The sequence below is a fragment of the Sinorhizobium fredii genome (assembly GCF_002944405.1).
GTDB lineage: Bacteria > Pseudomonadota > Alphaproteobacteria > Rhizobiales > Rhizobiaceae > Sinorhizobium > Sinorhizobium fredii_C.
Genome location: NZ_CP024307.1, coordinates 1,316,422 through 1,331,392 on the forward strand (window position 1 = coordinate 1,316,422; position 14,971 = coordinate 1,331,392).

The following is a 14,971-nucleotide window of genomic DNA, read 5'->3' on the forward strand; positions in this document are numbered from 1 at the left end:
CCGTCCGCGGCCGGACCTGACGCCGGCACCTGCGGGCGAAAGCTTCGGCCGTCACTCCTCGTCGACCTCGGGTGTCAGAATGTCGATCAGGGCGGCAACCCGGCCGGCCGGAAGATGCCGGCCCTCTCCGATCAGCGCCTCGTCGTTGTTGACCCAGGCGATCGCTTCGGCAAGCTCGCTCGCGGTCGCGCCCGTCGCCAGAAGTTCGGCCATCAGGGTCTCGTCGACCGGACCGAGTATGGCGGTGATATCCGAATGCTTCAGTCCCATTGCGTCCTCCTTCCGGTTTTCTACGGTCGGGAATGCACAAACTGCCGGCTGTCGAAATAGATAGGCCGGCGCATGCGAGCATCAAGCGTCGCATCATAACATCGATCGCGGCGGCAAAAAAAAGCCCGGCGGGATCCGCCGGGCTCGAATTCGAAAGCCGTACGCATTGCGTCGGCTTGTGGCGCTTCGGGAAGCGTCAGTCGTTCGCCGTCACCTTGACGCCGAGAACCGAGGGAATGGTGTTCGGCGCGCCCATCGCGGCACCCATGATCATCGGGAACGGCACGGGCTTTTCCGGTTCGGCGCTGATCGTCAGGCTCTTCGGCGCGTCGAGATAGGCGTTGACCGCGGCCGACACCTGGTTCTGCAACTCCGGCAGGTTCAACTGCGCCATCATGATCGGCACAAGGCCCTTTAGCGACTGCGCCATCTGTTCGCCGGTGACGCCCTGCTGGCTGCCGGCATAGTCGAGGGCCTTCTTGGTGATCGAGGCGTCGTCGAAGCGGATCGAGGCGCTGTTGAACGTCAGTTGCTGCATGAGGCCGAGCATGGCAAGGCCCATTGCCTGGTTGGCCTCTTCCTTGTTCGGATTGGCTTGCGCGGCCTTGTTCGCCTCCTGCAGCGACTTCAGGAACTGGAGCGTGTAGCCTGAGAAATCCATGGCGATGTTCAGCCGGCCGACATTCTTGAAGTCGAGGGCATACTCATCGACGGCGAGATTGCCGCTCTCCAGCTCCCAGCTTCCCTTCATCGTCACCTGGCCATCAATCTGCTTCAGTCCGAGCTTCTCGATTGCTTCCTTCGCCTTGGCGTCTTCGACCTCGGAGAGATCAGCGTATAGCCCGGCCATCGTCGCGTCGAAGTCGAAGCCCGCATCGTTTTCCTGCCGGCTGAGATTGCTCTCGATGCTGGCGATCTTGAAGACGTCCTTGCCCTTGACCTTGACCTCTACCGGCCCAGTGCCAAACGACTCATAGAGCAGAATGTCGTCGATCGTGCCGCCGGATGCATTACCGGGAATGGAGAGGCCGCCGATCGCGATATTCTTGACGGAGGCGCTGTCCTCCTTTTCGCTCACATTGACATCCGCGAAGGAAACCGTTTCGGCGTAGTAGCCTCCTTCATCGGTCTCCTCGACGCCTTCGAACGTCACATCGCCTATGTCGACCGTTTCGCCTGGCTGTGCCACGACCTGAAGCTTGACGCCGCTTGCCGTCACGACGTCACCGTCCGCCTCGGCCTTGTCGAAGGCGAGCGAGGTACCGTTCACCTCGAGCGCGGCACTCAGTTTCTTCATCATGTCCGCGCCGTCCAGGGCGAAGGCCGGGCCGGCAAGCGTGAGGAGGGCGGCGCTGGCCATCATCAGGCGGATCTTGCGCGTATGCATCATTGCGTTGTTCCTTGTGAGAAATGTTGGACTGCTGGTTGTTTGCAAGGCCTGCTGCGGTGATTTCTGGCGGTCGTCGCGGAGCTCATCGGAAGCGCTGCGCGGCAGACGGAACTGCGACGCTGCCTCCCCGCGCACGAGCTCTTGCATCGATCCCCATCCTCAACCCACCGAATTGCCGTGCGACCCTAATACGAAACCGGGCGAATTTATATCGCCGAGTCGCATGGCGGATGTTCCCCGCGGATCATGCTTTCCGGAAAATTACCTGCGGAAATCCATGGTTGCAACTCGAGGTTTAGGCAAGTGCCTGAGGCGCGTTCTCCACAGCGTGGTGGGCCCCGATTCTTGCCGCGGCGGGCCGGTTGCGGTAGCAAGGAGGCATGGGACAAAGCCTTTTGCCGCCGTCTGGCGGGAACGACAACATTCAGCCGGTTGACCTCAAGGCGGCGCTCGAGGAGCGCTATCTCGCCTACGCACTGTCGACCATCATGCATCGCGCGCTGCCGGATGTCCGCGACGGATTGAAGCCGGTCCATCGCCGTATCATCCACGCGATGAGCGAGATGGGCTTGCGACCCAATTCCTCGTTCAAGAAATGCGCCCGTATCGTCGGCGACGTCATCGGCAAGTTCCACCCGCACGGCGACCAGTCGGTCTATGATGCGCTGGTCAGGCTCGCCCAGGACTTCTCGCAGCGCTATCCGGTCGTCGACGGGCAGGGCAACTTCGGCAATATCGACGGCGACAACGCCGCAGCCTATCGTTACACCGAAGCGAAGATGACCGACGTCGCGGCCCTGCTGCTCGAGGGCATCGACCAGGATGCGGTCGATTTCCGCCCGACCTACAATGAGGAGGATCAGGAGCCGGTCGTCCTTCCCGGCGCCTTTCCGAACCTTCTCGCCAACGGCGCATCGGGCATCGCGGTCGGCATGGCGACATCCATTCCGCCGCACAATGCGCATGAGCTTTGCGATGCGGCCCTCTATCTGATCCGTCATCCGAAGGCGACGGTGGAGGAACTGCTCTTCGATCCGGCCAATCCGCAGCGCGGCGGCATCGAGGGGCCGGATTTTCCGACCGGCGGCATCATCGTCGAAAGCCGCGCCAGCATGCTCGAATCCTACCGCACCGGCCGCGGCGGCTTCCGCGTCCGCGCCCGCTGGAGTGTCGAGGACCTGGGGCGCGGCGGGTATCAGATCGTCGTTACGGAAATTCCCTATCAGGTCCAGAAGTCGCGGCTGATCGAAAAGATCGCCGAGCTCCTGATCGCCCGCAAATTGCCGCTGCTCGAAGACATCCGCGACGAATCGGCGGAGGACGTCCGCGTCGTGCTCGTGCCGAAGAGCCGCTCCGTCGATGCCAATATCCTGATGGAATCGCTGTTCAAGCTGACCGAGCTCGAAAGCCGCATTCCGCTCAACATGAACGTGCTGTCGATGGGCCGCGTTCCGCGCGTCATGGCGGTGAACGAGGTGCTGAGCGAATGGCTGGCACATCGCCGCGAGGTGTTGCAGCGGCGTTCCCGCCATCGGCTTGCCGCGATCGACCGGCGGCTCGAGATCCTCGGCGGCTATCTCGTCGCCTATCTCAACATCGACGAGGTGATCCGGATCATCCGCGAGGAGGATGAACCGAAGGCGGTGATGATCGAGCGTTTCTCGCTGACCGATGCCCAGGCCGAAGCAATCCTCAACATGCGTCTGCGCTCGCTGCGCAAGCTCGAGGAGTTCGAGATCCGCACCGAATTCGACGCGCTGTCGAAGGAGAAGGCGGAAATCGAGGGGCTGCTCGCTTCCGATGACAAGCAGTGGCAGGCGGTCGCCTGGGAGATCGGCGAGGTGAAGAAGAAGTTCGCCAAGGCGACCGAGCTCGGCAAGCGCCGCAGCACTTTCGCGGACGCGCCCGACGCGGACGTGGAAGCTATCCAGCAGGCGATGATCGAGAAGGAACCGATCACCGTGGTCATCTCGGAAAAGGGCTGGATCCGCGCGCTCAAGGGGCACATCTCCGACACGTCTGCGCTGCAGTTCAAGGACGGCGATGCCCTGAAGGTGGCGTTTCCGGCCCAGACGACCGACAAGATCCTCGTCTTCACCACCGGCGGCAAGGTCTATACGCTTGGCGGCGACAAATTGCCGGGCGGCCGCGGCCATGGCGAGCCGCTGCGCATCATGGTCGATATGGAAAACGACCAGGACGTGCTGACGGCTCTGGTCCACGATCCGGCCCGCAAGCTTGTCGTCTCGTCCGCCGCCGGCAACGGCTTCGTCGTCATCGAAAGCGACATCGTTGCCAATACCCGCAAAGGCAAGCAGGTGATGAACGTCGTGATGCCGGACGAGGCAAAGCTCGTCGTCCCGGTCAAGGGCGATCACGTTGCCGTCGTCGGCGACAACCGCAAGATGCTGGTCTTCCCGCTGGTGCAGATACCCGAAATGGCCCGCGGCAAGGGCGTGCGCCTGCAGCGCTACAAGGACGGCGGCATTTCCGATATCCGCTGCTTCACCATGGCCGAGGGGCTGTCCTGGGAAGACAGCGCCGGTCGTGTCTTCACGAAGAGCAAGGACGAGTTGATGGAGTGGCAGGGCGACCGCGCCGGCGCCGGACGCGTCGTGCCGAAGGGCTTCCCGCGGAGTGGCCGGTTCAGCGGCTGATTGCCGGACCTGGCCAGTGGATCGTTCGTTCGGCGGCTTGGTTATCCACAGCTTTCAGGTCTTTTCCACCAGCCGCTGCAACTCTTTGCTGTTTCCTTAAATCGGCCGCGATTTGCCCAATGATGCGCCTGAGAGAGGAATGCGATGATCTCGGCCCTTGACGATACCTTGTTGGCACTTGCCGATCCCACACGCCGCCGCATATTCGAAGTCCTGTTTGCCGGTGAAAGCTCCGTTGCGGACGTGGCCAGTGCGGTCGGCGCCGAACAGGACGAGCTGTCGAATCATGTGGTGATTCTGGAGGAGGCGGGGCTGATTACCCGCCGGCGCCAGGACAACGGAGAGTTTATCGCCGCCGATCCAACCCCTTTGGAGGTCGCGGCGGAATGGATCAACACCAATCGCGAACTCTGGGCGATGCGCTCGCAGATCGAGGACACGGGTTCCGCTCCCGTCAGTCCGCAGTGACCGGACGGCAGATCGACGTCACCCGGTGAACGGCAATTCAGCACAGGGAATCTGAGCCTTTGCCGCCTTGCTGCGCATCTGCCAGAGTGAATGGCCGAGCAAAGCGAGTATCAGGATGGCGCCGCCGACGAGCGTTTGGAACGTGGGCATCTCGGAAAAAACGATCCACACCCAAATTGGCGCTAGAATCGTCTCGAGCAGGTAGAACATCCCGACTTCCGGTGCCGAGAGATAACGCGGCCCGGTCGCCAGGCAGAAGAAGGCGACGGGAATCATCACCAGACCGTTGAAGAGAATGTAGCCGGGCGCGGCGATCGCGATTCCGCTCGCCGGCAAAAGCGTGAGCGCCGCGAGCGCCGGGAAGATCGCCGTCGTCAGCGGCACCAGCGCCATGTCCCTGCCATCGGCGCGGCTGATGGTGATGGCACTCGCCAACAGGAAGGCAGAGCAGGCGGCCATGGCGTCGCCGAACAGGTGCCCGCTCTCAAGTCCGTCCTGCACGATCACCCCGACGCCGAGCAGCATGATCGCCATCGTCAGCAATGTGGCGTTGGATGGCCGCTCCTTTAGGAAGATCCAGGAAAGGATTGCCGCGAACATCGAAGTGAAGGCGAGGATGAAGACGACGTTTGCCGTCGATGTGGTGAACACCGCGAGCAGGAAGGTGAAGGAATTGATGCCGTAGAAAAGGCCGGCGATCAGCCCGGCCTTGCCGGGGATCAAGGCAATGTGGCGGCCCAGGATGCGATTGATGAAGAACCAGGCGGCGATCGCCACCGCAAAGGTCGACAGGCTGCGCACGGCGAGAATCGACCATACTTCGCCGTCTGCGGAACGGATCAGCGGGATGTCGAAGGAAAGCGCAAGGCCGCCGAGGCCGGTGATGGCAAGGCCGCGTCGGTGCCGCGCGGCGTCAGAGGAGGGGGTCAATTCTTAATCCGTGGCGGTTTCGGGGAGGTCTTGTCCGCCAGCATAGCGCTCCCAACCGCGGGCCATAAGGTGCTCCTGCGGCAAAAACTTTGTTTTATACCCCATCTTGCGGGAGCCCTTGACCCAATATCCGAGGTAGACGTGCGGAAGGCCGCGTTCCTTCGCCCGGCGGATATGGTCGAGAATCATGAAGGTTCCGAGCGAACGGTTTGCGAAACCGGGGTCGAAGAAGGAATAAACCATCGACAGCCCATCGCCCATCCGGTCGGTGAGCGCCGTGGCGATCAGCGGACCTTTGGCCTTCTCGCTGATGCCGTCGCCCTCGGACCGCAACCGGTATTCGATGATTTTCGTGTGTACATGGGTGTCCTCGACCATCATCGCGTAGTCGAGCACCGACATGTCCGACATGCCGCCCCTCTGGTGCCGGCAATCGAGATAGCGGCGGAAGAGGTTGTATTGCTCGCTCGATGGCTCGGCAGGGTACTCGGTCGAGACCACGTCGTGATTGGCGGCGAGCACCCGGCGCATGGAGCGGGTGGGCATGAACTCGTTGGCTAGGATGCGCACCGAGATGCAGGCGCGACAGGTTTCGCAGGCCGGGCGGTAGGCGATGTTCTGCGAGCGGCGGAAACCGCCCTGGGTCAGAAGATCATTCAGCTCGGGTGCGCGCTCGCCCACCATGTGCGTGAAGACTTTCCGTTCCATCTCGCTGGGCAGATAGGGACAGGCTGCCGGCGCGGTCAGATAGAATTGCGGAGACTGTGTGGTCTGCGTGTTCATCGAGCGCGGGGATCACTCTTCGCGAGGTTACTCTGCAATAGGATGGCCGAAGAATGAAAAACGTCAACACACGCGTTCGGCGAGGAACGAGCAAGTGCCAACAATTTCTGGGGACGTCGATTCGGCTCTGCCTGAATTCAATTCGACGTTGAAACGGTGTTCTCGTCCCGCCACCGTCAATACATGTCTCGGCGGACGCCGACGGTGCCGATCAGAAGGTCGTGCAGCAATCGGCCGCGATCCGTGAACAATCCGATCAGCAGGACGAGCGGCGTCAACAGCGCATTGGCGATCCAAAAGATCGCGAGATGTACGATTGCGGTCAGGAAATCCATCGGCCGGCCGTCCGTCCGGGCGATCGCAACGCCCATGATCCGCATGCCGAGCGATGCCTGCTCGCGGCCGCCGACCGTCAGCCCGAAATACAGCATCGCCACCAGCGCGAAGAGCACCGGATAGAGGAAGAATCCGAGGCCGAGCGTCAGGATGCCCAAAAAGAAGACGACGACCGCAGCCGGGATCCACAGGAGCGCGACAATCAGATAGTCGACAATGAAGGCGAACACCCGGCGCGACAGGACACCCTGGTAAGCGCGCCAGTCCTGGCTCGGAAGTCGGAGTTCCTGGTTATGCATGCTCATGTCAGCCTCGCATCGTTTCGCTCACATATGGGGACCGTATTCGACAAAACAATGCGTCTGTCGTGCGAACCGGCCGCTCATCGCTTTGCCAGCATCCTTGCCACTTCGACGGCGAAATAGCTGAGAATGCCGTCGCAGCCGGCGCGCTTGAAGGCAAGCAGCGTCTCGAGCATGATGCGCTCGCCGTCGATCCATCCATTCGCCGCCGCCGCCTTGATCTGCGCGTATTCGCCCGAGACCTGGTAGGCGAAGACCGGCAAGCCGAAGGCTTCCTTCATCCGCCAGCAGATGTCGAGATAGGGCAGACCGGGCTTCACCATCAGCATGTCGGCGCCTTCCTCGACGTCGAGCGCGGCGTCGCGGATCGCTTCGGTGCCGTTGGCCGGATCGATGTAATAGGTCTTCTTGTCGCCCTTCAGCAGCCCGCCGGTGCCGATCGCCTCGCGATAGGGGCCATAGAAGGCGGAGGCGAATTTCGTCGCATAGGACATGATGCCGACATTCTGGTGGCCTGCCGCATCGAGCGCCTCGCGGATGGCGCCGACCCGTCCGTCCATCATTTCGGAAGGTGCGATGATGTCGGAGCCGGCATCCGCCTGCATTACTGCCGCGCGCGCCACCGCTTCCACCGTCTCGTCATTGACGATCTCGCCGCCGCGCAGGATGCCGTCGTGACCGTGGCTGGTGAAAGGATCAAGCGCCACATCGGTGATGACGCCGATATTCGGAACGGCGCTCCTGATCGCCCGCGTCGCCTGGTTGATCAGGTTGTCGGGGGCAAGGCTGTTCGAACCGGTTTCGTTGCGGAGCTCCATCTCGATGTTCGGGAAGGTGGCGACGGCGGGAATTCCGAGATCGGCCGCCTCCTTCACCGCCTCGACGGCCTTGTCGACGCTCATGCGGTTGACGCCGGGCATCGCGTCGATCGGCTGAACGATGCCGCTGCCCGGCACGATGAAGATCGGCCAGATCAGGTCGTCCACGGTCAAGCGGTTCTCCTGCACTAGGCGGCGCGTCCAGTCCGCCTTGCGGTTGCGGCGCATGCGACGGTGTCCAGTGATCCTGTCCACAAGATTTGTCCTGTCGTTCATCGCGCCCGCTTCCTTCTTCTTTCACTGCGTTGGTCGAAGGCGGTTTATCATGCGCCCCGGTCGATTGAAAACGGCGTTGCGGGAGGACGGCTGCGGCATTTCCTCCCGCGAGTGAGCCGCTCGGGGCGGACTCTCCTGCTTTGCGCTGGTGGATTGCCGGCACTCGGCCTATCTTGCCGGCCATGCTTCACGATTCTGCTCATGTGCCGAAGCCATCGCTCACCGAAGTGCTGTTCGGCTGGTTCCTGCGACTGGTCTCGGCCTCCTGCTTCTGGTTTGCGCTGAACTACTGGGCGATGCTGATCGGCTTTTCCCACGGCGGCGCCGGGCGTTTCGATTTGCTGGCGCCAGAGTGGCGCGCCGCCGCGACCGCGCTTGCCGTCCTTTATCCGGTCGCTGCCATCGGGCTTTGGTTGCTCGTCTCCTGGGGACCGGTTATCTGGGTGCTCGCGGCGACCATCGAGGTAGCCATGCTCGAATTCTATCCAGGCATGCTCGGGGCCCGTCCGCTGCTCCTCTTGCTCCACGGGGCGGTCGCGGCGACCTTCATTCTTTTCCGTGCGGCGCTCTTCTGGCAGCGCCTGCGCCAGGCGCGGCAGGTAAGGGTTGATTCACCCTGAGACAGGCTCCGCGGATGGTAAGTACATGTTAAGGCTGCGGTTTAAGTAGAATTTTATACGTATTCGATAGGGTCTCACTCAAGGCGGGAAGACAAAGAAACACCGCCAAACGAAACAGTGAGGCACGAAAATGAACACCAAGATGAAGCCGCAGGTAGCTGCACCACGGGACCCGCAGAAAGAGACGATCCGTGGTCTCTACATGGAATCCCTTCACCTCGTCGAGCGTCTGCATCGCCGTCTGCTCGACGTCATCAAGGACGAGTTCGACCGGCAGGGCCGCAGCGACGTCAACGCCGTCCAGGCGCTGCTGCTGTTCAACATCGGCAACTCCGAACTGACCGCCGGCGAGCTTCGTTCGCGTGGTTACTATCTCGGTTCCAACGTATCCTACAACGTCAAGAAGCTCGTCGATCTTGGCCTCATCAACCATCAGCGCTCCCGCATCGACCGCCGCTCGGTGCGCATCAGCCTGACGGAAGACGGCCAGGAGATTGCCGAAACCGTTGCCAAGCTCTACGAGCGCCATATCGGTTCTATCCACAAGGTCGGCGGCATCGGTTCTGATGAGTTCACTCAGATGAACAAGCTCCTGCAGCGCCTCGATCGCTTCTGGAACGACAGCATCATGTATCGCCTGTAACTGCAGGCATAACAACCTCCAGTTTCAAGGGTCGGGCGCAATCCCTGCGTGTCCGATCCTTGCCGACTTTTCCCGGCCGAATTGTCGTAGCAAAGCCTGCCCGCAGGTCGCCCGGCAGTGCCGAGACACGAATTGGCCATATTGCTATGACAGCGACGCTTAAGATGCGGCAGGTGCGCAATGGCGTTTATCGCGGCGATTCGTTTTCGTCCGACCTGCTGGAATGGCTCTCGCTCGCACGATCGTGAAGGCAACTTGAGGGCCGGGGTGGCACGCGGGTTTACGTTTGTTAACCACGTTTGTGCTAGGGCTCGGGCAGCGCGCGCTTCAGCGCCTTGAGATGGTAGGGACTATGTCGAAAAAGAACGGAATTGATGCTCTCTCGCGCCGCGCGTTTCTGCGTTCGGCCGCTACGATCGGTGCCGCCGCATGGGCAGGCTCCGCGAGTGCCCAGGACGCCCTGGGCGAGCTCATCAATTCGCCGCGCCGCGGCTCCTGGGACGACCAGTTTGACGCCAAGGCCTCTCGCACCGCGACGGCAGTCCTCTCCAACACGCCGGTTTTCGGCCCCCAGACCATCGGCCATGTGCAGCAGGCCATCTTCGACTATCAGCAGATCGTTGCCGCCGGCGGTTGGCCCCAGGTTCCGCAGACCGGGGTAAAGCTGGAGCTCGGCGTCACCGATCCCTCCGTGCAGCAGTTGCGTCAGCGCCTGATGATCTCCGGCGACCTGCCGCAGTCCGCCGGGATTTCCTCCTCCTTCGACTCCTATGTCGACGGCGCGGTCAAGCGCTTCCAGGCACGCCACGGCCTGCCGGCGGATGGCGTGATCGGCGAATATACGTTCAAGGCCCTGAACGTCGACGCCGCGACGCGGCTGGCCCAGCTCGAGACCAACCTCGTGCGACTTCAGTCGATGTCGGGCGATCTCGGTCGGCGCTATGTCATGGTCAACATTCCCGCCGCCTATATCGAGGCGGTCGAGAACGGTCGCGTCGTGCTGCGTCATGCTGCGGTCGTGGGCAAGATCGACCGCCAATCGCCGATCCTCAATTCGAAGATCTACGAGGTTATCCTCAATCCCTATTGGACCGCGCCGCGATCGATCGTCCAGAAGGACATCATGCCATTGATGCGCAAGGACCCGACCTATCTCGAGCGCAACGCCATCCGCCTCTTCGACGGCAGCGGCAACGAGGTGTCTCCTGAAACCGTCGACTGGAATGCGGAGAAGGCGCCGAACCTGATGTTCCGTCAGGACCCGGGCAAGATCAACGCCATGTCCTCGACCAAGATCAATTTCCACAACGAGCATTCGGTCTACATGCACGACACGCCGCAGCAGGGCCTGTTCAACAAGCTGATGCGCTTCGAATCGTCGGGCTGCGTGCGCGTGCAGAATGTCCGCGACCTCTCCACCTGGCTGCTCAAGGAAACGCCCGGCTGGTCGCGCCAGCAGATCGAGGCGACCATCAAGTCGGGCGTCAACACGCCGATCAAGCTTGCCGAAGAGGTGCCGGTCTATTTCACTTACATCACCGCCTGGTCGGCAAAGGACCGTGTCGTCCAGTTCCGCGACGATATCTACCAGCGCGACGGCGCGGCGGAGCTCGCCCTCCAGACGACGACCGGAGTCGAGCAATCGCCGGGCCCGATCGACGCCGACGCCCTGCCGCAATAAGCAAAGTCCCGCGTTCAATTGCAAAGGCCGCGCATCTCCAGGATGCGCGGCCTTTTGCATGATTGGCGCCAGCGGTGTTTGGGCGCGGCGGATCGTGGAAATGACGCAAACCGCACAGCGGATATTGCTCTCGGCGTGCGAGGAAGCTAAAGGAACAGCCACCCTTGAGAGGAGCCGCGAGCCCATGCTTCCACAGACCAATGACGCCTTCTTCACCCGCTCTCTCGCCGATAGCGATCCGGAAATCTTCGGTGCGATCGAGAAGGAGCTGGGCCGCCAGCGCCATGAGATTGAGCTGATTGCCTCCGAGAACATCGTGTCGCGCGCCGTGCTCGAGGCGCAGGGCTCGATCATGACCAACAAATATGCCGAGGGCTATCCGGGCAAGCGCTATTACGGCGGCTGCCAATATGTCGACATCGCCGAGGAACTGGCGATCGATCGTGCCAAGAAGCTGTTCGGCGTCAATTTCGCCAACGTACAGCCCAATTCCGGTTCACAGATGAACCAGGCGGTGTTCCTGGCGCTCCTGCAGCCGGGCGATACGTTCATGGGTCTCGACCTCAACTCCGGCGGTCACCTGACCCATGGTTCGCCCGTCAACATGTCGGGCAAGTGGTTCAATGTCGTTTCCTACGGCGTGCGCGAAGACGATCACCTGCTCGACATGGACGACCTCGCCGAGAAGGCCCGCCAGCACAAGCCGAAGCTGATCATCGCCGGCGGCACCGCCTATTCGCGCATCTGGGACTGGAAGCGCTTCCGCGAGATCGCCGATGAAATCGGCGCCTGGCTGATGGTCGACATGGCCCATATTGCCGGCCTCGTCGCCGGCGGCCAGCATCCTTCGCCGTTCCCGCACTGCCACGTCGCGACGACCACGACGCACAAGTCGCTGCGCGGCCCGCGCGGCGGCATGATCCTCACCAATGACGAGGACATCGCCAAGAAGATCAACTCGGCCGTCTTCCCGGGCCTGCAGGGCGGTCCGCTGATGCATGTGATTGCCGCCAAGGCCGTTGCGTTCGGCGAGGCGCTGCAGCCTTCCTTCAAGGACTATGCGGCTCAGATCGTCAAGAATGCGCGTACGCTCGCCGAAACGCTGAAGGCCAATGGCCTCGACATCGTTTCCGGCGGCACCGATAACCACCTGATGCTCGTCGACCTGCGCAAGAAGAATGCCACGGGCAAGCGTGCCGAGGCGGCGCTCGGTCGCGGCTACATCACCTGCAACAAGAACGGCATCCCCTTCGACCCGGAAAAGCCCTTCGTCACCTCGGGCGTTCGCCTCGGCGCGCCGGCCGGCACGACGCGCGGCTTCAAGGAGGCGGAATTCAAGGAAATCGGCGAATTGATCGTCGAAGTGCTTGACGGCCTCAAGGCCGCAAACTCCGACGAGGGCAATGCCGCCGTCGAAGCCGCCGTCCGCGAAAAGGTGGTGAAGCTTACCGACCGCTTCCCGATGTACGGCTACATGTGATCGGAAGGTTGCATGCGCTGCCCCTATTGCGGTTCTGAAGACAGCCAGGTGAAGGATTCCCGTCCGGCCGAGGACGGGAACGCCATTCGCCGCCGCCGCATCTGCCCGGACTGCGGCGGCCGGTTCACGACCTTCGAGCGGGTGCAGCTGCGTGAGCTGATGATCATCAAGAAGACCGGTCGGAAGGTGCCTTTCGACCGGGACAAGCTGTTGCGATCCTTCGAGATCGCGCTGCGCAAGCGCCCGGTCGATCGCGATCGTATCGAGCGGGCGGTATCCGGCATCGTCCGCCGTCTCGAAAGCTCCGGCGAGACCGAGATTCCCTCGGAAGAAATCGGTCTCCAGGTGCTCGAGGCCCTGAAGAGCCTCGACGACGTCGCCTTCGTGCGATACGCATCCGTCTATCGGGATTTCTCCCACGCCGAGGATTTCGAAAAGGTCATTGCCGAGATCAGCGCCAAGATCGCGCGCGATCCGAGCGAGTAGCTCTGGCGGAGAAGCGCATGGGCGGGCCGACGCGTGAGGACGAGAGATTCATGGCGGCGGCGCTGCGCCTCGCCCGTCGCAATCTTGGTCTGACCTCCACAAATCCTTCCGTCGCTTGCCTTGTCGTCAAGGACGGAACGATCGTCGGGCGGGCCGTGACGGCGGCGGGCGGACGCCCGCATGCCGAGACGCAAGCACTCGCCGATGCCGGCGAGCAGGCGAGGGGGGCGACCGCCTATGTCACCCTCGAGCCCTGTTCGCATCACGGCAGGACGCCGCCCTGCGCCGATGCGCTGATTGCCTCGGGCGTTGCTCGCGTTGTCGTCTGCCTTGTCGATCCCGACGAGCGGGTCGCCGGCCGCGGGGGGGTGATGCTGCGCGACGCCGGCATCGATGTCGACATCGGCGTTCTCCATGAGCAAGGCGAGCGCGTCCTCGAGGCCTACCTCATGCGCCAGCGCATGAAACGCCCATATGTGACTCTGAAGCTTGCAGTTTCTGCCGACGGCATGATCGGCCGAAAGGGCGAAGGGCAGGTCAGGATCACCGGTTCGGTCTCGCGCGCCCAGGTCCAGGTATTACGAGCCGAGACCGATGCGATCCTCGTCGGGGTCGGCACGGCAAATGCCGACGATCCGGAACTCACGGTTCGGTTGCCCGGGCTTGAAGAGCGCTCGCCAGTGCGGATCGTCCTTGATCGCCGTCTCGATCTGCCGTTGAACTCCAAGCTCGTGCGCTCGGCGCGGCAAGTTCCACTGATCATCGTCGCAGGTGACGCCGGCCTTCCTTCTCCCCGCGAGCGCGGAGAAGGTGCCCCAAGGGCGGATGAGGGGCAGGTCGAACTTGCTCCATTGCCCCTGACCCCGGCCCCGTTCGCGGGGAGAGGGGGTGATACGGCTATCCGCCGCGCGGCTCTCGAAGCCGCGGGCGTGGAGGTGCTGAACGCCGATACCGTCTCCGATCTGTTGACCGCCCTTGCCTCGCGCGGCATTTCCTCGCTTCTGGTGGAAGGCGGGGCGCGGGCGGCGCGGCAATTTCTCGATGCGGATCTCGTCGATCGCATCCTGCTCTATTCGGGTCCGTCGGCCATTGGCGAAGGCGGCATTCGATCCCCATTTGATCGGACGACCGTACCCGCGGGGTTCTCGCTCAAGCGCAGCGCCCGTTACGGCGATGATATTTTCGACGATTACGAAAGAGATACCGCATGTTCACAGGCATAATCACCGATATCGGTACGGTGGCGAAGATCACGGCGCTCAAAGAGGGCCTCAAGCTTCGCGTCGCCACCAATTATGATCCGAAGACGATCGACATGGGCGCCTCGATCGCCCATGCCGGCGTGTGCCTGACGGTGACGGCACTGCCGGAGACCGGCAGCAACGAGCGCTGGTTCGAGGTCGAGGCCTGGGAGGAGGCCCTGAGACTGACGACCGTTTCGGGCTGGCGGGAGGGGACGCGTATCAATCTCGAGCGCTCGCTGAAGATTGGCGACGAGCTCGGCGGGCATATCGTCTCCGGCCATGTGGACGGCCAGGCGGAAATCCTCGCCGTCGAGGCGGAGGGCGATGCGGTGCGCTTCCGGCTCCGGGCACCGGAACATCTCGCCCGCTTCGTCGCGCCAAAAGGGTCGGTGGCGCTCGACGGGACGTCGCTGACGGTCAATCGGGTCGATGGCGCCGAGTTCGACGTGCTGTTGATCCGCCATTCGCTCGAGGTCACCACCTGGGGTGAACGCCAGGCCGGCGATTTCGTCAATTTCGAGGTCGATACGATAGCGCGTTATGCGGCCCGGCTTGCCGAGTTTCCCGCTCCGAAGGGGGAATGATGG

The 14,971-nt window shown here is 62.5% G+C and carries 15 protein-coding genes; 9 read left to right on the plus strand and 6 right to left on the minus strand.

Annotated features, from left to right (window positions below; all coding sequences use genetic code 11):
• Positions 1-51: 51 nt before the first annotated feature.
• Together NXT3_RS06325 and NXT3_RS06330 are read right to left on the minus strand one after the other, a co-directional pair.
• Positions 52-270, minus strand: a complete 219-nt coding sequence (locus NXT3_RS06325; protein ID WP_037379841.1) for a hypothetical protein — start codon at positions 268-270, stop codon at positions 52-54.
• 196 nt (positions 271-466) lie between these two features.
• On the minus strand, positions 467-1,660 hold the full coding sequence (locus NXT3_RS06330; protein ID WP_104839949.1) for an aq_1923 C-terminal domain: 1,194 nt from the start codon (positions 1,658-1,660) through the stop codon (positions 467-469).
• A gap of 380 nt (positions 1,661-2,040) precedes the next feature.
• Between NXT3_RS06330 and parC the strand changes: the two genes are divergently transcribed.
• Both parC and NXT3_RS06340 read left to right on the plus strand, forming a co-directional pair.
• Positions 2,041-4,317, plus strand: a complete 2,277-nt coding sequence (parC, locus tag NXT3_RS06335) for a DNA topoisomerase IV subunit A (RefSeq protein ID WP_104838976.1) — start codon at positions 2,041-2,043, stop codon at positions 4,315-4,317.
• Between the two features lie 144 nt (positions 4,318-4,461).
• A complete protein-coding gene (locus NXT3_RS06340) occupies positions 4,462-4,785 on the plus strand; it encodes an ArsR/SmtB family transcription factor (protein ID WP_097526472.1) in 324 nt (107 codons plus the stop codon).
• A gap of 18 nt (positions 4,786-4,803) precedes the next feature.
• Here the strand turns inward: NXT3_RS06340 and NXT3_RS06345 are convergent, their stop codons facing one another.
• The 4 genes from NXT3_RS06345 to hemB all read right to left on the minus strand — a co-directional run bounded on the left by NXT3_RS06345 (position 4,804) and on the right by hemB (position 8,230).
• Positions 4,804-5,715 (minus strand): DMT family transporter, encoded by a 912-nt coding sequence (locus tag NXT3_RS06345; protein WP_104838977.1) that lies wholly within the window; start codon positions 5,713-5,715, stop codon positions 4,804-4,806.
• 3 nt (positions 5,716-5,718) lie between these two features.
• Positions 5,719-6,498: an arginyltransferase gene (locus NXT3_RS06350; protein ID WP_104838978.1), complete on the minus strand. Its 780-nt coding sequence runs from the start codon at positions 6,496-6,498 to the stop codon at positions 5,719-5,721.
• 176 nt (positions 6,499-6,674) lie between these two features.
• On the minus strand, positions 6,675-7,139 hold the full coding sequence (locus NXT3_RS06355; RefSeq protein ID WP_037413959.1) for an RDD family protein: 465 nt from the start codon (positions 7,137-7,139) through the stop codon (positions 6,675-6,677).
• Between the two features lie 77 nt (positions 7,140-7,216).
• A complete protein-coding gene (hemB, locus tag NXT3_RS06360; protein ID WP_097526469.1) occupies positions 7,217-8,230 on the minus strand; it encodes a porphobilinogen synthase in 1,014 nt (337 codons plus the stop codon).
• Positions 8,231-8,412: 182 nt separating this feature from the next.
• Between hemB and NXT3_RS06365 the strand changes: the two genes are divergently transcribed.
• From NXT3_RS06365 to NXT3_RS06395, 7 genes are all read left to right on the plus strand, one after another.
• Positions 8,413-8,850 (plus strand): DUF6163 family protein, encoded by a 438-nt coding sequence (locus NXT3_RS06365; RefSeq protein ID WP_097539418.1) that lies wholly within the window; start codon positions 8,413-8,415, stop codon positions 8,848-8,850.
• A gap of 130 nt (positions 8,851-8,980) precedes the next feature.
• Entirely contained in the window at positions 8,981-9,493 is a 513-nt protein-coding gene (gene ldtR, locus NXT3_RS06370) for a transcriptional regulator LdtR (RefSeq protein WP_104838979.1), read from the plus strand.
• Positions 9,494-9,845: 352 nt separating this feature from the next.
• Positions 9,846-11,174, plus strand: coding sequence for a L,D-transpeptidase family protein (locus tag NXT3_RS06375; RefSeq protein WP_037413991.1), 1,329 nt, complete (start codon positions 9,846-9,848; stop codon positions 11,172-11,174).
• 184 nt (positions 11,175-11,358) lie between these two features.
• Positions 11,359-12,654, plus strand: a complete 1,296-nt coding sequence (gene glyA, locus NXT3_RS06380) for a serine hydroxymethyltransferase (RefSeq protein WP_095677927.1) — start codon at positions 11,359-11,361, stop codon at positions 12,652-12,654.
• 12 nt (positions 12,655-12,666) lie between these two features.
• Positions 12,667-13,140, plus strand: coding sequence for a transcriptional regulator NrdR (gene nrdR / locus NXT3_RS06385; protein WP_026612571.1), 474 nt, complete (start codon positions 12,667-12,669; stop codon positions 13,138-13,140).
• A gap of 17 nt (positions 13,141-13,157) precedes the next feature.
• A complete protein-coding gene (ribD, locus tag NXT3_RS06390) occupies positions 13,158-14,363 on the plus strand; it encodes a bifunctional diaminohydroxyphosphoribosylaminopyrimidine deaminase/5-amino-6-(5-phosphoribosylamino)uracil reductase RibD (RefSeq protein ID WP_104838980.1) in 1,206 nt (401 codons plus the stop codon).
• Complete coding sequence (locus NXT3_RS06395) at positions 14,348-14,968, plus strand: riboflavin synthase (protein WP_104838981.1); 621 nt, start codon at positions 14,348-14,350, stop codon at positions 14,966-14,968. The genes ribD and NXT3_RS06395 overlap by 16 nt, the downstream gene beginning before the upstream one ends.
• Positions 14,969-14,971: the final 3 nt, after the last annotated feature.